At 40.7% G+C, this 19,103-nt stretch carries 18 protein-coding genes; 8 read left to right on the plus strand and 10 right to left on the minus strand.

Going from position 1 to position 19,103, the window contains the following annotated elements:
* Positions 1 to 10 precede the first annotated feature (10 nt).
* The 7 genes from mreC to tldD all read left to right on the plus strand — a co-directional run bounded on the left by mreC (position 11) and on the right by tldD (position 9,983).
* On the plus strand, positions 11 to 1,027 hold the full coding sequence (mreC, locus tag OC457_RS01540) for a rod shape-determining protein MreC (RefSeq protein ID WP_080174438.1): 1,017 nt from the start codon (positions 11 to 13) through the stop codon (positions 1,025 to 1,027).
* Positions 1,014 to 1,502 carry a rod shape-determining protein MreD gene (gene mreD, locus OC457_RS01545; protein ID WP_262054069.1) on the plus strand — a complete coding sequence of 163 codons (489 nt, stop codon included), beginning with the start codon at positions 1,014 to 1,016 and terminating at the stop codon, positions 1,500 to 1,502. The genes mreC and mreD overlap by 14 nt, the downstream gene beginning before the upstream one ends.
* A 135-nt stretch (positions 1,503 to 1,637) precedes the next feature.
* A complete protein-coding gene (locus OC457_RS01550) occupies positions 1,638 to 2,210 on the plus strand; it encodes a Maf family protein (protein WP_080174440.1) in 573 nt (190 codons plus the stop codon).
* 12 nt (positions 2,211 to 2,222) lie between these two features.
* The gene (gene rng / locus OC457_RS01555; RefSeq protein WP_080174441.1) at positions 2,223 to 3,692 is read left to right on the plus strand and encodes a ribonuclease G; all 1,470 of its coding nucleotides are present in this window, start codon (positions 2,223 to 2,225) and stop codon (positions 3,690 to 3,692) included.
* A 22-nt stretch (positions 3,693 to 3,714) separates the two neighbouring features.
* Positions 3,715 to 7,611 carry a YhdP family protein gene (locus tag OC457_RS01560; protein WP_080174442.1) on the plus strand — a complete coding sequence of 1,299 codons (3,897 nt, stop codon included), beginning with the start codon at positions 3,715 to 3,717 and terminating at the stop codon, positions 7,609 to 7,611.
* Positions 7,612 to 7,698: 87 nt separating this feature from the next.
* Positions 7,699 to 8,520 carry a carbon-nitrogen hydrolase family protein gene (locus OC457_RS01565; RefSeq protein WP_080174443.1) on the plus strand — a complete coding sequence of 274 codons (822 nt, stop codon included), beginning with the start codon at positions 7,699 to 7,701 and terminating at the stop codon, positions 8,518 to 8,520.
* A 41-nt stretch (positions 8,521 to 8,561) separates the two neighbouring features.
* Positions 8,562 to 9,983: a metalloprotease TldD gene (gene tldD, locus OC457_RS01570; protein ID WP_390948848.1), complete on the plus strand. Its 1,422-nt coding sequence runs from the start codon at positions 8,562 to 8,564 to the stop codon at positions 9,981 to 9,983.
* A 104-nt stretch (positions 9,984 to 10,087) separates the two neighbouring features.
* On the opposite strand, the gene yjgA is transcribed toward tldD, so the two are convergent.
* The gene (gene yjgA, locus OC457_RS01575; protein ID WP_080174445.1) at positions 10,088 to 10,612 is read right to left on the minus strand and encodes a ribosome biogenesis factor YjgA; all 525 of its coding nucleotides are present in this window, start codon (positions 10,610 to 10,612) and stop codon (positions 10,088 to 10,090) included.
* A gap of 114 nt (positions 10,613 to 10,726) precedes the next feature.
* On the opposite strand from yjgA, the gene pmbA reads away from it, so the two are divergent.
* Complete coding sequence (pmbA, locus tag OC457_RS01580) at positions 10,727 to 12,070, plus strand: metalloprotease PmbA (RefSeq protein ID WP_080174446.1); 1,344 nt, start codon at positions 10,727 to 10,729, stop codon at positions 12,068 to 12,070.
* An 87-nt stretch (positions 12,071 to 12,157) separates the two neighbouring features.
* Here pmbA and mgtE read toward each other — a convergent pair whose 3' ends face one another.
* From mgtE to lptC, 9 genes are all read right to left on the minus strand, one after another.
* Positions 12,158 to 13,519 carry a magnesium transporter gene (mgtE, locus tag OC457_RS01585; RefSeq protein ID WP_080174447.1) on the minus strand — a complete coding sequence of 454 codons (1,362 nt, stop codon included), beginning with the start codon at positions 13,517 to 13,519 and terminating at the stop codon, positions 12,158 to 12,160.
* A 283-nt stretch (positions 13,520 to 13,802) separates the two neighbouring features.
* A complete protein-coding gene (locus OC457_RS01590) occupies positions 13,803 to 14,075 on the minus strand; it encodes an HPr family phosphocarrier protein (RefSeq protein WP_080174448.1) in 273 nt (90 codons plus the stop codon).
* Entirely contained in the window at positions 14,072 to 14,923 is an 852-nt protein-coding gene (gene rapZ / locus OC457_RS01595; RefSeq protein WP_080174449.1) for an RNase adapter RapZ, read from the minus strand. The genes OC457_RS01590 and rapZ overlap by 4 nt, the downstream gene beginning before the upstream one ends.
* A gap of 36 nt (positions 14,924 to 14,959) precedes the next feature.
* Complete coding sequence (gene ptsN, locus OC457_RS01600) at positions 14,960 to 15,409, minus strand: PTS IIA-like nitrogen regulatory protein PtsN (RefSeq protein WP_080174450.1); 450 nt, start codon at positions 15,407 to 15,409, stop codon at positions 14,960 to 14,962.
* Positions 15,410 to 15,411: 2 nt separating this feature from the next.
* A complete protein-coding gene (hpf, locus tag OC457_RS01605) occupies positions 15,412 to 15,699 on the minus strand; it encodes a ribosome hibernation promoting factor (protein WP_036793148.1) in 288 nt (95 codons plus the stop codon).
* Between the two features lie 32 nt (positions 15,700 to 15,731).
* Positions 15,732 to 17,216, minus strand: coding sequence for an RNA polymerase factor sigma-54 (locus OC457_RS01610; RefSeq protein ID WP_080174451.1), 1,485 nt, complete (start codon positions 17,214 to 17,216; stop codon positions 15,732 to 15,734).
* Between the two features lie 63 nt (positions 17,217 to 17,279).
* Entirely contained in the window at positions 17,280 to 18,005 is a 726-nt protein-coding gene (lptB, locus tag OC457_RS01615; protein ID WP_080174452.1) for an LPS export ABC transporter ATP-binding protein, read from the minus strand.
* 9 nt (positions 18,006 to 18,014) lie between these two features.
* On the minus strand, positions 18,015 to 18,521 hold the full coding sequence (gene lptA / locus OC457_RS01620; RefSeq protein ID WP_080174453.1) for a lipopolysaccharide transport periplasmic protein LptA: 507 nt from the start codon (positions 18,519 to 18,521) through the stop codon (positions 18,015 to 18,017).
* Positions 18,502 to 19,065 carry an LPS export ABC transporter periplasmic protein LptC gene (gene lptC, locus OC457_RS01625; RefSeq protein ID WP_080174454.1) on the minus strand — a complete coding sequence of 188 codons (564 nt, stop codon included), beginning with the start codon at positions 19,063 to 19,065 and terminating at the stop codon, positions 18,502 to 18,504. The genes lptA and lptC overlap by 20 nt, the downstream gene beginning before the upstream one ends.
* Positions 19,066 to 19,103 lie beyond the last annotated feature (38 nt).

Here is a 19,103-nt window from a genome sequence, read left to right on the forward strand (position 1 = left end):
ATAGCGTGATATGAAACCTATATTTGGTAGAGGCCCATCTCTACAATTACGCCTGTTTCTTGCCATATTATTATCGGCTAGCTTAATGCTAGCCGATAGTCGTCTTGGTGCTTTTGCCAATATTCGTTATTTATTGAATTCGGCGGTTGCACCGCTGCAATATGCGGCAAATTTACCGCGTGAAATATTAGATGTTTTACGTGGGCAATTTAGCTCTCATCAACGATTGTTGACAGAAAATAAAGCATTAAAACGTGATTTACTAGTCATGAAAAGTAATGTGCTATTACTTGATCAATTACAGCAAGAAAACCAGCGTTTACGAAATTTACTTGGATCACCATTTGTTCGCGATGAGCGGAAAATGGTGGCAGAGGTAATGGCTGTTGATTCTGATCCTTATAGTTATCAAGTGATGATTAATAAAGGCCGTGTCGATGGCGTGTATGAAGGTCAGCCCGTTATTAATGATAAAGGTATTGTTGGCCAAGTCTCTTATGTTGGCGCGCACAATAGCCGAGTATTATTATTAATTGATCCGACCAATGCGATTCCAGTGCAGGTTGTACGTAATGATATTCGTGTTATTGCGACAGGCGGTGGGCGTAATCATCAGATTTTATTAGAGCATGTGCCAAGTAGTACCGATATTAAAAAAGGAGATCTTTTAGTGAGTTCAGGGCTGGGTGGGCGTTATCCTGAAGGGTACCCTGTTGCTCGTGTAACATCATTTACATTTGATAATAAACGTCCCTTTGCACAAATTACAGCAAAGACGACGGTTCAATTTGATCGCTTACGTTATTTATTATTGGTATGGCCAACAGATAGAATAAAAATTAAAGATAACACTGCAACTGCAACTGCAACTGCAACTGCAACTGCAACTGCAACTGCAAAAGGGACATCAACCACTATGGCAAGCCCCGTTAATGCAATAGTGCCTGTAATACCAAAAGTGCCAATTGTAAATCAGACTGATTCGGTGGTACCAGTATTGAAGAAGGTGAATAATGCCGACCAATAAAGCCCATGGACGAATCCGGATTTGGTTATCATTTCTATTGGCATTAGTGTTGCAAGTTGTACCATGGCCAGGAGAACTTGAACCTTTTCGACCGTCATGGATAGTTTTAGTCATGTGCTATTGGGTATTAGCATTACCACATCGCGTTAATGTCGGTACCGCTTTAGTGGTTGGCCTATTATGGGACTTAACATTAGGTTCAACATTGGGTGTACGTGGGTTAATGTTGTCGGTGATTGCTTATATTATTGCGCTTAATTTTAGGGTGTTGCGTAATTTGTCATTATGGCAGCAAGCAATTGTGATAGCGTTATTATCAGTGGCCGCTAAGCTAATTGAATTTTGGGCCGAATATTTAGTGTCAAATATTAGTTTTTATCCGCAGCAGTTCTTTGCGGTGTTATTAAACTTTATATTATGGCCATGGTTATTTTTATTGCTGCGTCGAATTCGGCGCAAATTGGCAATTTGCTAATAATAATTACTCATATAGGGGGGAGCCAGTAGGTGTCCCCCTTTGTTCTTTTAGCTCTTACATAAGTCAATTATTTAGTACGCTAGGGTTTGATAATAAATCACTTAGCAATCGACCATTTAATAAAGGATCACAATGACTTCTCTTCAACTTTATCTGGCCTCTGGATCGCCACGTCGAATGGAACTTTTAACTCAGCTTGGTTATAACTTTGAACGTATAGTGGTTGATGTTGAAGAATGCCATCAAGCAGGCGAAACGGCGGCACAATATGTGCAGCGCTTATCTCGAGATAAAGCTTTCGCTGGTGTAAAAGCTGCTAATAATGACATTCCGGTACTCGGGGCTGATACTATTGTTGTGGTAGATCAACAAATTCTAGAAAAACCAGTCGATTTTGAAGATGCAGCGCGTATGCTGAGGTTATTATCAGGACGACAGCATCAAGTGATGACAGCTGTTACCCTTGCAACACAATCGCACAGTCAAACATGTTTAGTGACCACTCAGGTATGGTTTAAAACTTTGTCGGATAACGATATTAAAAAATATTGGCACAGTGGTGAACCGCAAGATAAAGCTGGAAGCTATGGCATTCAGGGAATAGGTGGCAAATTTATTACCCGTATTGATGGCAGTTATTATGCTGTGATGGGGTTACCATTAGTGGAAACCGACATCATGGTTCAAGATTTTTTAAAATTATAAGTAGAGGCAACCATGGGCATTGAGCTGCTAATAAATGTCACGCCAAGTGAAACGCGTGTCGCAATGATAGAGGGAGGTGTTTTGCAAGAGATTCACATTGAACGTGAATCAAAGCGAGGCATTGTTGGCAATATTTATAAAGGGCGTGTTAGTCGTGTCTTACCGGGAATGCAAGCAGCATTTGTTGATATCGGTTTAGATAAAGCGGCATTTTTGCATGCGTCAGATATTGTTCCACATACCGAATGTGTGGCAGAAAATGAAAAGAAACAATTTAAAGTTCGTGATATTTCTGAATTAGTCCGTCAAGGGCAAGATATTGTGGTGCAAGTGGTTAAAGATCCATTAGGAACTAAAGGCGCTCGTTTAACCACTGATATTACATTACCTTCGCGTTATTTAGTGTTTATGCCTGGCGCTAGTCATGTTGGTGTATCACAACGAATTGAATGTGAAAAAGAACGCGAACGTTTAAAAAAAGCAGTATCACAACATTGTGATCATCTTGGTGGTTTTATTATTCGTACCGCAGCTGAAGGTGCTGATCCTGATGAAGTGGCACAAGATGCGGCATTTTTAAAACACTTGTGGCGTAAAGTTATTGAGCGTCGTGCTAAATATAAACCTCGTTCAATGTTATATGGTGAATTAGGATTAGCACAGCGTATTTTACGTGATTTTGTTGGCACTCAAATTGATCATATTCAAGTCGATTCGCGAGTTGCATTTGATAGACTCAAAGAATTTACTGATGAGTTTGTACCTGAAGTTACCGAAAATATTGAGTATTATTCTGGGGACCAACCTATTTTTGATCTTTATGATACTGAAGCTGAAATTCAACGTTCGCTTGATCGTAAAGTAGAAATGAAATCGGGTGGTTACTTAATTATCGATCAAACTGAAGCTATGACCACTATTGATATTAATACTGGTGCCTTTGTGGGTCGTCGTAATCTTGATGAAACTATTTTTAATACCAATATTGAAGCGACTAAAGTCATTGCACGTCAATTACGGTTACGTAATTTAGGTGGCATTATTATTATCGATTTTATTGATATGGTATTAGATGAGCATCAACGTCGTGTTTTACAGGCCTTAGAGCAAGCGCTGTCATTTGATCGGGTAAAAACAAACGTTAATGGTTTTACGCAGCTTGGATTAGTTGAAATGACCCGTAAGCGTACCCGTGAAAGTATTGAGCATGTATTATGTAATACTTGTCCTTCTTGTGAAGGTCGCGGCACCGTTAAAACGGTTGAAAGTGTGTGTTACGAAATTTTACGTGAAATTACACGGGTTAACCGCGCTTATGATGCTGATCGATTTGTCGTTTATGTATCATCAGCGGTTGGGGATGCTTTAGCTGGGGATGAGTATCATGCACTGGCTGAGCTAGAAGTATTTATTGGTAAGCAAGTAAAAATCAAACCAGAGCCGCTGTATACTCAAGAGCAGTTTGATGTCGTTATGATGTAATGTATTTAAAGAGGAAGTAATAGTGCCAAAAATACTCGTACGTCTTGTACGCAGTGGATTGTGGTTAATAGTGATTGTATCGTTATTATTAGCATCATTAATCACTAGTCTAAGGTTAATACTTCCTCATCTTAATGATTACCGCCAGCCGATAGCTCACTGGATCTCGCAGCAGGCGAATGCCACATTAAAATTAACATCGATTGAAGGGGCCTGGCAAGTTGCTGGGCCTGCTATCACTGTGACGGGTATTTCAATATCAGCACAACCGCATTCACCACCACTTGCTAATATTGGTCAGGTATCATTTTATTTTGATATTTGGCATTCTGCATTGCATCTACGTCCTATTTTTAAACAAGTAACTATTAGTCACGTTGATATTGATCTAACTAAAATAAAGTCACCATCATCGTCAGAGTCAGAAAGTGTTGCTGATGTCAGTTTAGCTCAACGTTTAGAACAGGTGTTTTTTACTCGTTTAGGGCAATTTCAACTCCTCGATTCATCAGTATCTTTTGTTGCACCATCAGGATCTCAACAACAACTTAATATTAAACAGTTAGACTGGGTCAATGTCGATGGTCGTCATTTGGCGCAAGGAAGTATTAATTTTTCTAATTCTGATCTCGGGCAACTCGCCATTAAAGCCAATGTATCAGAACAAGGGGGCCTCAATAGCTTATCTGGTTTGGTATATATAAAAGGTGAGCATGTATCTGTAACCCCATGGCTTAATAAGCAATTTGCTAGTGTTGCAAATATTACGCATAGTGAAATTGGGGTTGAAGCATGGTTGACGCTCAAGCAAGGACAGATTGAAAGTAGTACTGCAAAAATTAATAACAGTACTATTGATTGGCAAGTCAGTAAGCAGCAGCATCAAATTAAGATTAAACATGGGCTGGTGGCATTAAGACCGATTCGATTACCCGATGGTTCACGTAGCTGGCGGATTGATACAGAAAAATTTGCTATTTATACCGATGATGTTGCATGGCCAACATTTGATATTGCAGGACAATTAAGTTTTGGTAAACACGATCAATTAAACCAATGGAAATTGGCGTTAAGTAATATTGCCTTGCAGCGATTGGTACCACTAATGAACTTTTTGCCGTCAACAAATAAGTTGGTTAATGCTGTTCAACATCTTAAGCCTAACGGATTATTAACGCATATTCGTGTTGCGGGAGAGGCGAATAACGTCCCTCGTTTTTCATTTAATGTGCAGCAATTAAGTGTTAAACCATGGCAGTGGATCCCTGGAATCAATCATTTGAATGCCACTATTGCTGGAGATGGTTTGCAAGGTAAAGTGACACTTAATGTCGCTACGGATAGTTTTGCTTATAAAAAGGTGTTTGCTAAGCCTTTAAAAATAAACCAAGCCCAAGTACAGGCTTATTGGCATAGCGATGGGCAACAAACAACGTTATGGAGTGATAAACTGGCCGTTGTTACGCCAGATTTAACTTTTTCAGGGCAAGCTCGTGTTGATATACCAATAACGGGTTCGCCATGGCTCTCATTATTTGGTGAGGCAAATGTCGTTGATGCCGGCCAAACTTGGCGTTATTTACCACGGCCAGCATTGGGTAATGATCTTACCGATTATTTATCAACTGCGATTAAAGGCGGCAAGGTTAAGTCTGCTCGTATTTTATGGTATGGCGCGCTTGATGCTTTTCCTTACCAACATCATGATGGTATTTTTCAAGCATTTGTGCCATTAACACAGGCTAAATTTAGTTTTGATCCTGAGTGGCCACTGTTACGAGATATGACGCTTAATTTGTTATTTGAAAATGACAAAATGTACATTCATTCTAATCATGTCAAAACACTAGGAGCCAGTAGCTCTAAAGTTGTGGGTGAAGCAGATTTAACTCCAAATGGACAGCTTAAACTAGCAATAGACCTTGCTGCTACTGGGCCACAAGTTCGTCAATATATGCAACAGAGTCCATTGGCCGATTCTGTTGGTAGTGCATTGAAAACCATAGCGGTAAAAGGGGCTGTTACTGCAAAGCTTAATTTGAATATTCCATTTGATGGGACGGATGTTGATGCGAGCGGCAAGGTGTCTTTTAAGCACAATCCGATCATATTAATGACGCCGCGGTTAGCGATTGAAAACGTTAATGGTAGCTTGAGTTTTCATAATAATAAGATTCAAGCACAAGGGCTAACCGGGCTGTTATATCAGCAACCGATCACCTTTGGTTTTGATGGCAATAACGTTAAAAAATCGACTGATTATAACGTTAATGTTAGCGTTAGTGGACGCGAACAAATAGCTAAATTAAATGATTATTTACCAGCGGTTGTGTTAAATAATGTTAGCGGAAGCAGTGATTGGCAAGCTCAGGTTGGAGTAAAAATCAAACCCAACGATGTTAATTATAAGGTTGATATTACGCTGCCATTAATGCATATCAGTACGCAATTACCTTATCCATTACAACAACCTCAAAGCTCTACAGCTGCGTTAATGGTGAGTGTTGAAGGCAATAAAACCCAGTTGTATGCTCAAGCTTTATTACCGGATGTTAGTTATCAAGCACAAGTATCGTTGTTAACATCAATACCAAAAATTACAGCCAGTAATTTGATCATCGGTGAGAGAGGGGTATTAACTCAGCGGTTACAAGGTCAGCAAATACAGCTTAATAGTCGTCACTTTAATGCCGATAAATGGCTCGATATTGTTAAGCCATTAATGGCAAAAAGTTCACCATTATCTTCAACAGTAACAGCCCATGGCACAGCATTTTCATTACCATTACCGACACGAGTGACAGCAAAAATAGGTCAATTAACCTTAGGCGGTCTCAATTGGCATCAACTTGATATGCTTGCAACGCGTGGGCAAGGGTGGTCAATAAAACTGGCATCTCGAGAAGCAAATGGTTATATATCATGGATAAAAAATCAGCCATTAAATGTTATTCTAAAATCGTTACACCTTAATTTACCTCAATTTAATCAACAGCCTCCGGCCGAATTATTAAGTCCATTATTAACGGCACAACCACGATCAACCTTGGTCACCGCGAGTGATAGCAGCATCATGGCTGCAATACCTGCGATAGATTTGTCGATTGCTGATGCTTGGTTGCAAGGTTACCGATTGGGCGCTGTCACTGCGACATTAACTAAGCATAATAAACAACTACAATTACAGCAGTTTAAGATTCAATCTGGAAATGTGAAATTAACAGCCTCTGGTGATTGGAGCATACGCCAACATCAGAATCGTACTAAACTTGATGCTGTTATTAGTGGTAGTAATAGTACAGATCTCCTTGATCGATTTGGTATCTCTGGTGGAGTACAAAATGCATCATTTAATACGCATGTCACCGTTAACTGGCAAGGTACGCCTTGGGGGATTGATCGTACAACATTAAATGGTACGGTGAAGACCGATATTGGCAAAGGGATCGTTAGTGGTGTCGGTGGTGCAGGACGACTTTTAGGTTTATTTAGTCTTGATTCCATTATTCGAAAAATGAAACTCGATTTTTCAGGGGTATTTGATAATGGCTTAGCCTTTAATTATATTCGTGGTGACGGCACTATTAAAAACGGTATTTTCGATAGCGATAATATTAAGATGCAGGCGTTAGCGGGTGATATGTATATCAACGGCAAAGTGAATCTGATTGATGAAAAGGTAAATGCTAACGTTAAGTTTATTCCTGATTTTACCTCAGGATTACCCGTGATGACGGCTTTTGCTGTTGCACCGCAAGTCGCCTTGTATGTGTTTGCGATTTCCACCGTGCTATCACCGGTATTAGATGTGATTACTCAGGTGAATTACCAAATCACAGGACCAATAGCCTCACCAAAGGTTGTCGAGCGCTCTCGCTTTGAAGGTGAATATAAAATTCCAGAGAGTAATCGTTTTTAAGAATAAGTGTTTAAAGTGGTGCTTGTTACAAGCATTGTGATGATTGATACATCAGCTGTATATCAGTAATAGTTCAGGGAGATTGCCATGACAAAGATTGGTGTAGTACAAATGAACTCAGGCACTGATCCTGAGCGTAACCTGAGCCAAATAAAGAAGTTTATGCAAGGGTTACAACTACAAGGCGCTAAATTAGTTGTTACTCCTGAAAATAGTGTTGTTTTTGGTAGTAAAGCAGATTATCAACGTTGGGCTGAGCCATTAGGCAGTGGTCCATTGCAGCAACAATTATCCCAGTATTCGCAGCAATTAGGGCTTTGGCTACTAATTGGCTCAATGCCGATTTTACAAGCGGATGGTAGCATAACGACAACCTCGGTATTATTTGATGATCAAGGTAAGATCCATGCTCATTATAATAAAATGCATATGTTTGATGTTAATGTTGCTGATAAACATCATAGTTACCGAGAGTCTGATACCTTTAAAGCGGGCGATGATATTAAAGTGATTAATACTCCTTTTGGTAAATTAGGTTTATCGATTTGTTATGATCTTCGTTTTCCACAGCTTTATGGTGAGTTACGTCAGCAAGGTGCTGATATTATTATTATTCCGGCCGCATTCACTAAGTTGACTGGACGGGCTCATTGGGAAATATTAGTCCGCGCTCGTGCGATTGAAACCCAATGTTGGGTCGTTGCAGCTGCACAATCGGGTGATCACAGTGAAACGCGAGAAACATGGGGTCATTCAATGATTGTTGATCCATGGGGGCAAGTGGTTGCTTGCCAACAACAAGGTACGGGTGTTCTGACAGCAAATGTTGATTTACAATTAGCACATAAGATCCGTACTAATATGCCAGTGGCTGATCATGCCCGATTAGTGTTCAGTCATATTCAATAACTAAGAGCAAATTAATGACCCTTAACACTGTAGAAAGTACCATGCTAGACCAATCTGGTCTTGGTCGTGATGAATTGCATAACATTCTTGGCTTAATTGCTACTCGTGATGTTGATTATGCTGATATATATTTCCAGTCATGCTGGCATGAGTCGTTAGTTTTAGAAGACAGTATCATTAAAGATGGCTCGTTTAATATTGATCGTGGTGTCGGTATTCGTGCTGTTGCGGGTGAGAAAACAGGTTTTGCTTACTCAGATCAAATTAATTTATTAGCACTGACACAAAGTGCAAAAGCGGCTCGCGGTATTGTTCGTCAGGGCGGTAATGGCAAAGTACATACTTTTGCGCCGATGGCATCTTCTGGTATTTATTCACCAATCAATCCATTAGGTAGTTTTGATAAATACCAAAAAATCGCCTTACTTGAAGAAATTGATCGCTACATTCGCACTAAAGAACCGCTAGTAACTGAAGTTTCAGCTAGCATTAACGGTGTCTACGAAGAAGTATTAGTCGCTGCATTAGATGGCACTTATGCCGCTGATATTCGTCCATTAGTTCGATTATCAATTACAGTCTTAGTGGAAAAAGGCGATAAACGTGAACGTGGTAGTGCTGGTGGCGGTGGTCGTTATGGCTATGAAACGTTTTTGACTGAAGATTCTACCGGTAAAAGCCAAGCGATCTTTTTTGCCGATGAAGCGATTCGTCAAGCATTAGTTAACCTTGAAGCCGATGCAGCTCCAGCTGGCACTATGCCAATAGTACTAGGCGCTGGTTGGCCCGGCGTGTTATTGCATGAAGCTGTGGGTCATGGGTTAGAAGGGGATTTTAACCGTAAAGGCTCATCAATGTTTGCAGGCCAAATTGGGCAGCAAGTCACTTCTCCATTATGTACTATTGTTGATGATGGTACGTTGGTTAATCGTCGTGGTTCAATTAACATTGATGATGAAGGTACGCCAGCGCAACACAATGTACTTGTTGAAGGTGGTAAGCTTAAAGGCTATATGCAAGATAAGCTCAATGCCCGCTTAATGAGCGTCGCACCGACAGGTAACGGTCGCCGTGAGTCTTATGCGCATTTACCAATGCCACGTATGACTAATACCTATATGTTACCGGGTGAGCATACGCCTGAAGAAATCATTGCTAGTGTTAAAAATGGTATCTATGCGCCAAACTTTGGTGGTGGTCAGGTTGATATTACTTCGGGTAAGTTTGTATTCTCTGCGTCAGAAGCATATTTAATTGAAAACGGTAAAGTAACCCGTCCAATTAAAGGTGCAACCTTAATCGGCAGTGGTATAGAAGCAATGCAGCAGGTATCGATGGTCGGTAATGACCTTGATATCGACCGTGGCGTGGGTGTGTGTGGTAAAGCCGGACAAAGCGTACCTGTTGGCGTTGGTCAACCAACCTTGAAAATTGATTCAATGACCGTTGGTGGTACTGAATAATTTTTTATTGTGACATAGCGTTATATAACTAGCGTGTTTCAATAAAATAAAATGCCAGCAGTAATGCTGGCATTTTTTGTTTATATGCACATTAATCAAATTGATTAATCAGCAAGGTAGAGCGATTTCAGATACTGAAAGATCTCACGGTATGCTTTACCTGGCTTTTCTTGAGCTTTTTCTTTCGCTGCTTGACGCATCAATTGGCGTAGGTGTTGGCGATCAGCATCGGGATGATCAACCAAAATTGCATTTAGCATGCTGTCACCGTTCTCAATCAATTTGTCACGCTTAATTTCTAGTTTCTTAAGGGCAACAGTGTGCTGAGAGTGCTTATTATTTAATTTGTCGAGTGCGGCTTGAATTGGCTCGAGATCCATATGACGCATCTGCTTACCAATAAACTGCAACTGACGACGACGCGCTTCTTTACTAAAGCGTTGTGCGTCTTTAATTGCGGCCATCATTTCTTCATCTAATGGCACTTTTGCTAGCGCGTTGGGGGTTAATTCAACTAACGCTTCACCAATTTTCTGCAACTCTTCCATGTCGCGTTTCATCTCGGACTTACTTACCCAGATGATTTCTTCTTCTTCATCCCAAGGGGCTTTTTTATTTTTACGGCTCATAAATGGGCTCACTTATTGTATCAATAGTTCTATTTTATCAGTTTAATAACGATTTTGGGCGTAAATTACATTATTCTATAACTAATAAGCTAAACCCTAACCTTAAGTGATTGTATGGACGTAAGAGAACAGGTTGCTCATCAGCGTGTTGAACTTGAAGCCGCAGTAGCAAAAGCGCTTGAAGTTGCTGGTAAACAGGCTGATGCAGCCGAAGTAGCCATTAACAAAACAACAGGTATCAGTGTTTCAACTCGCATGTGTGAAGTTGAAAATGTTGAATTTAATAGTGATGGTGCGCTGGGCATTACGGTCTATCGCGGTAACCGTAAAGGCAGTGCATCAACATCAGATTTAAGTGAAGCGGCGATTGCTCAAACGGTTGCAGCAGCATTAGATATTGCCAATTACACCTCTGAAGATCCATTTGCAGGTCCTGGCCCTGCGGATCTTATGGCGCGTAATATTCCTGATTTGGATTTATTTCATCCTGATGAGCCTGAACCTGATCGTGCTGCTGCGATTGCGATTGCTGCCGAAGAAGCTGCGCTTGCGTTTGATCCACGAGTAAAACAAAGTGATGGTGCGAGTTATGATAGCCATTACGGTGTGCGTGTTTATGGTAACAGTCATGGCATGTTAGCCAGTTATGCTTCTAGTCGTCATAGCATCAGTTGTTGTGTGATCAGTGAAGGTAAAGATGGCAATATGGAGCGTGATTATAGCTATACGACGTCACGCTTAGCGTCTGATATGTGGACGCCAGAACGTGTGGGTCGTCATGCTGCAGAGCGTACTGTTAGCCGTATTGATCCGCAAAAACTGACGACGCGTGAAGCGCCGGTGATGTTTGCTGCCGATATTGCCACCGGATTATTTGGTCATTTAGTGATGGGGATCAGCGGCGCGAATTTATACCGTAAATCATCATTTTTACTGGATAAGCTTGGTGAGCAGATTTTCCCTGAATGGTTAAATATTAGTGAGCGTCCTCATATTCTACGTGGAATGGCAAGTACGCCGTTTGATAGTGAAGGTTTAGCGACTTATGATCGTGAAATTATCACCGGCGGCGCACTGCAAACATATCTGTTGACCAGCTATGCCGCACGTAAGATGAATATGCAGCCAACAGGTCATGCTGGTGGTATTCATAACTGGTTGGTGTCATCAACCGGTGAAAGCTTTGAGCAAATGCTGAAGAAGATGGATCGTGGTTTATTGGTGACAGAATTGATGGGCCAAGGGGTTAACATTATCACTGGTGATTACTCGCGTGGTGCTGCTGGCTTCTGGGTTGAGAATGGTCAAATTCAATACCCTGTCTCTGAAATTACCATTGCCGGTAACCTTAAAGATATGATGCAAAATATTGTTGCGATTGGTAGTGATACCGAAACCCGTAGTCAGATTCTAACGGGCTCAATGCTGTTAGATTCGATGAAAATTGCGGGTGAATAATCGTATTTAATTAAGCGATAGCCTAACAATAAAAAGCCCGTATCAATTATTTGATACGGGCTTTTTGATAGGTTCAGTAATGGTGAATTAAGGCGTAATAAAGATTGTCGCTAGGCCTAAGAACACCATTAAACCAACAATATCAGTACAGGTTGTGAGTGCCATACCACCTGCCAGTGCGGGGTCAATTTTTAGCTTTTTAAGCCCAATTGGAATTAATACACCAGCAACACCAGCAATAAATAGGTTGGCTAACATGGCTCCAGCCATAATGGCACCAAGTATCAAACTACCTTTCCAGATAAAGACCACTAACCCAATAATTAATGCCCATACTAAGCCATTAATTAGTCCGACTCGTGCCTCTTTACTCAGTAGCCAGCGAGTATTGGAGTCACCGATATGACCGACAGCAAGACCTCGAATAACCAGAGCGACGGTTTGGTTACCCGCAACCCCTCCCATAGAAGGAACGATTGTCATCAATACCGCAACGGTCGCCATCTGTTGTAAAGTGTGTTCAAACATATTGGAAACAGAGGCTGCTGCTAATGCTGTTAGTACATTGACACCTAACCAAATACTACGACTTTTAGCCGATTTTAATACTGGCGCAAAGGTATCTTCGTCATCATCCATACCCGCCATCGACATCATTGAGTGTTCCGCTTCTTCACGGATCAAGTCAACCACGTCATCGATAGTAATACGGCCGACAAGGTGATTATTCGCATCAACAACAGGGGCTGATATCCAATTTCGACGTTCAAAAATATTGGCTATTTCACTGTCTGCCATATCAACGGCAATCGCTTCATCAGCATCTTCCATTACATCTTTAATTTTGATGTCAGGTTGAGTAGTGATCAAGGTTGATAGTGAAAGATGTCCAATTAAAATTTGTTTTTCATCAACAACGTATAATGAATCAGTTGCTTCAGGGAGTTCACCACGCATACGTAAATAACGTAATACTACATCAGCAGTTACGTCACCACGAATGGTAATAAAATCGGTACTCATCATCCCACCGGCGGTATCTTCCGGATAGGCGAGTGCTTTTTCAATACGACGACGATCGGTGGCATCCATTTGTGCCAATACTTCTTGGTAACGCTCATCAGAGAGGCTACGAAGTACGTATGCGACATCATCACTTTCCATCCCCTCGGTAACGGCTGCCAGTTTTTCTGGTTCCATTTGCGAGACGATGCCATCTTTTACATCTTCAGAAAGTTCATCAAGGATCTCACCTTGCTCTTCCGGATCGGTCAATTGCCATAAGACTTGACGTTCTTTCGGTGGCGAGGCTTCTAACAGGTGAGCAATATCCTCCGGCTCCATATCTTGGAGTAACCGGCGAACATGGACAAACATGCCATTTTCAAGGGCTTTGTTGACTTCTTGGAGTGTGTGATGGGTTTGATCTTGTTCTAATACATCCGCCATAGGTATTAGGCCCACTTATATTTGATGGCGCAATAAGCTGAATTTTAACGTAATCAGTAAGTCTTTGTCTTGTGCTGATTGCTATTTTATTAGCTTATAAACTGATGAAGTATGGGTGATATGCATGATTATAATAGTGATATATCGCTATTTCGTGCTTTTTATCAACCAATCGCAGCAAAAAAGCGTAGTTAATGACAAAGTCTTATGTGTTAAAAAGGATGAATATCAATAATAACAATAGGCTTAATCGCGGTCATTGATGCTTATGTAAGATGGCAAATTAGTTTTCTTCATCAAACCCAGCTTCAATTAGGTTTGAAATGGCTATTAATGCTGATTTTGCATCTCGACCCTCAGCACTAACCATGATTTTCTGACCTTGGGCTGAGTCGAGCATTAATAATCCCATGACACTGTCTGCCGTTGCACTGTTATCACCATTAGTGATCGTAATTATTGCAGAAAAACTTTGGGCTAATTCAACCAGTTTTATGGCCGCTCGGGCATGAAGCCCGAGACGATTACGAATAAATAATTCGCGACTAATGGTCATTTATAATTTTCCAATGTGCGGTGACGTACCTGCACTTGTTGACCTTGTTGGGTAAAATAATCAGCCAGTTGTTGGGCTATATAGACTGAGCGATGTTGACCTCCTGTACAGCCAATCGCGACAGTAACATAACTACGATTGTTCTTTTCGAGCATTGGTAGCCATGTTTCAATAAAATTACGTAATTGGTAGTTAAGTTTATTAACCTCAGCGTGAGCGGCTAAAAAATCTTTGACGCCCTGATCAAGACCTGTTTGTGGTTTGAGCTCTGGTACCCAGTGTGGGTTTGGTAAAAAGCGGACATCAAACACATAATCAGCATCTGAGGGGAGGCCATGTTTAAAACCGAAAGATTCAAAAACGAGTACTAATTCACGCGCTTCTCGGCCAAGGACTCTGGCTCGAACGGTTTCACTTAAATCATGAATTGAACTATTGGTGGTATCAATGACGAGATCGGCATGCTCTTTGAGTTCACCGAGTAAAATGGCCTCTGATTGAATTGCTTGCTCAAGACTCATATTGTGGCGAGAAAGCGGGTGTAAACGTCGAGTTTCACTAAAGCGTTTAACTAATTCTTTATCATCGGCATCAAGGAAAATAACATTGATATCAACATCACTGGGTAAATTGTTAAAAATAACCTCAAGTTCACCTTGATGCGGTGGCATATTACGAATGTCGATGCTAACGGCAATATCTTGCTCACTATTAGCAATGTCATTTACAAATTGCGACAGTAAGTGAACAGGAAGGTTATCAACACAGTAATAGCCTAAATCTTCAAGTACGCGTAGCGCGACAGATTTACCTGAACCTGAACGGCCACTAACAACCATTAACCTCATGGTTAAGCTACCTTTTTGTTGTGGATTGATGTTGAATTATTCTTCATCAATCAGTATGTCATACAGTTCTTGATCCGTTGTTGCATTGCGTAATTGTTTGCAAATTTTCTTATTTCCAAGTTTTTCAGCCATGCTTGCAAGGGTCGATAAATGCTCTTTACATTGCTCTTCTGGTACCAAAAGTGCAAATAAGAGGTCAATAGGTTGACCATCAATAGCATCAAAATCGATAGGCTCTTGGCATTGAATAAGTACTGCGATCGCATGATCACTGTTACTGATTCGGCCATGAGGGATCGCGATACCGTTACCAATACCTGTGGTACCCAATTTTTCACGATTGAGCATACATTCAAATAATGGCTGCGGATTTTGATCAAGATGTGTTGCCGCGATCTCACTGATGAGCTCTAGCGCGCGTTTTTTACTGGAGCAAGGGACTGCACTTTTGGTGCAGTCCAAGCTCAATACGTTACTCAGTTGCATGATTAGTGACTATTGAGTTTATCTTTATGTTTGTTTAATTGACGGACTAGTTTATCAGTCAATTCGTCAATCGCGGCATACATATTTTCAGAGTCAGCTTTCGCGTGAATTTCGCCTGAATTAATATGCAGAGTTGCTTCAGCAATTTGTTGGAGCTTTTCGACATTTAAGATCACTTGAACGGTATTGATTTTGTCGAAGAAACGCTCTAACTTTTCAAATTTAGTACTAACATATTCCCGCAGTGAATCGGTTACATCAACATGGTGTCCGGTAATATTGATTTGCATAGACATCTTCCTTTTGTTGGCGCTGATCCGGTTTAGATCAGACGTTTTCGCTGATTTGATGGTGGAATTCCTAAAGATTCACGGTATTTAGCAATAGTTCGCCTTGCTACCATGATCCCTTGTTCCGCCAATAAAGTCGCAATTTTGCTGTCACTCAGGGGTTTTCCCTGATTTTCAGCAGCAACAAGTTTCTTCACCAGTGCGCGAATTGCTGTCGATGAACATTCACCGCCATTATCCGTACTGACATGACTTGAGAAGAAGTATTTCAATTCAAAAATACCCCGAGGTGTATGCATATATTTTTGAGTAGTGACTCGGGATATGGTGGATTCGTGCATTTCAACATCAAGCGCAATATCATTAAGAACCATCGGTTTCATGGCTTCTTCACCAAATTCAAAAAAATCTTGCTGTTGTTTTACAATACAACGAGCGACTTTCAATAAGGTTTCATTGCGGCTTTCAAGGCTTTTAATTAGCCATTTTGCATCTTGAAGGTGAGTGCGAATAAATTGTCCATCAGCACTGTTACGGGTGTTGTTGCTTAATGCGGCGTACTGCTGATTAACTTTGATGCGCGGAATACTGTCAGGGTTGATGCTAACGACCCATTCGCCATGATCTTTAAATACAGAGACATCAGGAATAACGTATTCGGTATCGGTTGAAACGACATGGTTTCCAGGACGAGGATTTAAACTATGAATAAGTTCCATGACGGCTTTAAGCTCTGGCTCTTTGAGCTTGGTTTCACGCATTAATTGGCGGTAATCACGATTACCTAATAAATTAATGTGTTCACGTAAGAGCATTTTAGCTTCAGCAAGCCATTGGGTTTGTTCTGGGTAGGTCGCAAGTTGAAGTAATAAACACTCTTGTAAATTACGAGAGGCAACGCCTAGTGGATCAAATTGTTGAACGCGTTTGAGCACGGCTTCCACTTCATCAAGCTCCACATCGAGCTCTTCATTCTCGAAGTTTTCTAAAATTTCGGCAGTGGTACAACTGAGATAACCTTTGTCATTAACGGCATCAATAATAGCTGTTGCGATCGCGAGATCTGTTTCACTAAATGGCGTTAGATGCACTTGCCACATTAAATAATCTTGTAATGATTCGGTAGTTTCACCTTGATAGATTGGAATGTCATCATCAATGGCTATTCCTGCACTTCCGGTGCCAGCGCTGTAAACATCGTCCCAAGTACTATCAACGGGAAGTTCAGCGGGTAATTCACGAGATTCAAGCACTTCAGCAGTGTCAAAGCTCTCTATATCATCAAGATTTTCACTGGCATCATTAGTGCTAGTTTCTGTGGTTGAGGTTTCATTGTTAGTGCTAACTTCATCTGCTTCATTGGTTTCATCAAGCTCTAGAAGAGGATTTCCATCAAGTGCTTCTTGGATTTCTTGTTGAAGTTCCAATGTAGAGAGTTGCAACAAGCGAATGGCTTGCTGCAATTGAGGCGTCATTGCTAACTGTTGACCGAGCTTAAGTTGGAGCGAAGTTTTCATTAACGTTGATACACCTTATTGTTATTGTTGTTATTATCTGTAATCAATAGCTAATGGTGAATGCTAAAGACGGAACTGATCACCCAGATAAACCCGCTTAACATGCTCGTGGTTGAGAACATGATCAGGGGTACCGTTAGCGATAAGATGGCCTTGGCTTACAATATAAGCGTGCTCACAGACATCCAGTGTTTCACGAACGTTATGGTCGGTAATTAATACCCCTAACCCACGATCTCGTAAATGTTTAATGATTTTTTTGATATCGATAACTGAAATGGGATCGACACCAGCAAATGGTTCATCAAGTAAAATAAATTTAGGGTTAGCTGCTAATGCTCGCGCAATTTCAACGCGACGACGCTCACCACCTGATAATGCTTGTCCTAAGCTATCGCGAATATGTTGAATATTAAACTCATCCAATAACTCTTCTGCCTTGTCTTGACGACCTTCTTTGGTGAGTTCTTTACGTGTTTCTAATACCGCCATTAAGTTATTATAAACGGTTAGACGACGAAAAATTGATGCTTCTTGTGGTAAGTAGCCAATGCCCATTCTTGAACGGTTATGCATTGGTTGAAGGCTAATATCTTCACCATCAATGGTGATTGTGCCTTCATCGCGGCTAACTAAGCCAACGATCATATAAAATGAGGTGGTTTTACCGGCACCGTTAGGACCAAGTAAACCAACAATTTTTCCTGATTCTACCTCAAGACTGACATCGGAAACGACTTTGCGTCCGTTGTAACTTTTTGCAAGGTGCTCAGCTTTTAGAATAGCCATAAATAATGTTTATTTCTTATTATTGTTTAATTGACTTGGTAGTATCACGGTGGTGACACGTTCTTTGTTACCGCTTTCTGCAACTAGACGTTGGTTGGGAATATTGTAGGTGATGATATTACCTTTAATATTACTGCCATCTTGGTTTAGTTCGGCTTTTCCGGTCATTTTTAGGTGTTCAGTTGCGGTTTCATAGCGCATTTTTAGTGCTTCACCATCAAGTGGTTTGCCATTGTCCATTATTTGATGGAATGTTGCTGGCTGTCCATATGCAATGATAGTTTGTTGCTGAGATTTAGCGTTTGATCGAGTTACTACGATTTTATTAGCTCGAATATCAATGGTACCTTGGCGCAATTTAACATTACCGATAAACGTAACAATATTATTCGGCATATCAACTTGTTGACTGTCTGAATCAATATAAATGGGTTGTTTAGTATCACTTTTCATTGCCCATGTTGGTGCACTGATACACAACAAGCATAGTAGAGTACTAATTTTTAGTCGGTTCATATCTACCTTTTACATTTTTTAGAATAGTTGCCACGTTACGAGCCATATTGCCTTTCATGCCATCGCCTTGATTTTGGAAAACTGGGCCATTGATAGTGACATGATCATCGGTGCTAAAGTCTTTATTGACTAAGTTTAAACGTAAATTATCGGTTTTAATTACCTGAATGTCTGAATCAGGTAGTAGGTTGAAAATACGCACATTACCTTGCAAATGTAAGACTTTATCTTGTTCTAGTTTGGCATTGTTCGCACTCACTCGCCATTCAACATCTTTACCTTGTTTAAAGACCCATAATACAGGCTGGGTAAATGTTGTTTCGCCACTAACATTGAAATGCTCAAGATGTTCAGCGTCAATTTGATATTGGCGTGTGCCTTTTAAATCAAAGCTGGTGTTACTGACTTTATTACCAATAAACATTGGTTTGTCATCATTAGGTTTTACTTGAACATCTTGTCGCCAGTGTTGTTCAAGTAGATAGTAGCCGAGCCATGCACATATAATCATTAATAGTACATAGAATAGCTTTTTAAAAGTCATAGACTTAAGCCTTTATTTTCTTTGGTGTTACCGATGAT

It is taken from the genome of Photobacterium toruni (assembly GCF_024529955.1).
Lineage (GTDB): Bacteria > Pseudomonadota > Gammaproteobacteria > Enterobacterales > Vibrionaceae > Photobacterium > Photobacterium toruni.

Coding starts and splice junctions, on each gene's coding strand:
- mreC (WP_080174438.1), top strand. CDS start 11: ATGAAACCTATATTTGGTAGAGGCCCATCTCTACAATTACGCCTGTTT.
- mreD (WP_262054069.1), top strand. CDS start 1,014: ATGCCGACCAATAAAGCCCATGGACGAATCCGGATTTGGTTATCATTT.
- OC457_RS01550 (WP_080174440.1), top strand. CDS start 1,638: ATGACTTCTCTTCAACTTTATCTGGCCTCTGGATCGCCACGTCGAATG.
- rng (WP_080174441.1), top strand. CDS start 2,223: ATGGGCATTGAGCTGCTAATAAATGTCACGCCAAGTGAAACGCGTGTC.
- OC457_RS01565 (WP_080174443.1), top strand. CDS start 7,699: ATGACAAAGATTGGTGTAGTACAAATGAACTCAGGCACTGATCCTGAG.
- tldD (WP_390948848.1), top strand. CDS start 8,562: ATGCTAGACCAATCTGGTCTTGGTCGTGATGAATTGCATAACATTCTT.
- yjgA (WP_080174445.1), bottom strand. CDS start 10,612: ATGAGCCGTAAAAATAAAAAAGCCCCTTGGGATGAAGAAGAAGAAATC.
- pmbA (WP_080174446.1), top strand. CDS start 10,727: ATGGACGTAAGAGAACAGGTTGCTCATCAGCGTGTTGAACTTGAAGCC.
- mgtE (WP_080174447.1), bottom strand. CDS start 13,519: ATGGCGGATGTATTAGAACAAGATCAAACCCATCACACACTCCAAGAA.
- OC457_RS01590 (WP_080174448.1), bottom strand. CDS start 14,075: ATGACCATTAGTCGCGAATTATTTATTCGTAATCGTCTCGGGCTTCAT.
- rapZ (WP_080174449.1), bottom strand. CDS start 14,923: ATGAGGTTAATGGTTGTTAGTGGCCGTTCAGGTTCAGGTAAATCTGTC.
- ptsN (WP_080174450.1), bottom strand. CDS start 15,409: ATGCAACTGAGTAACGTATTGAGCTTGGACTGCACCAAAAGTGCAGTC.
- hpf (WP_036793148.1), bottom strand. CDS start 15,699: ATGCAAATCAATATTACCGGACACCATGTTGATGTAACCGATTCACTG.
- OC457_RS01610 (WP_080174451.1), bottom strand. CDS start 17,216: ATGAAAACTTCGCTCCAACTTAAGCTCGGTCAACAGTTAGCAATGACG.
- lptB (WP_080174452.1), bottom strand. CDS start 18,005: ATGGCTATTCTAAAAGCTGAGCACCTTGCAAAAAGTTACAACGGACGC.
- lptA (WP_080174453.1), bottom strand. CDS start 18,521: ATGAACCGACTAAAAATTAGTACTCTACTATGCTTGTTGTGTATCAGT.
- lptC (WP_080174454.1), bottom strand. CDS start 19,065: ATGACTTTTAAAAAGCTATTCTATGTACTATTAATGATTATATGTGCA.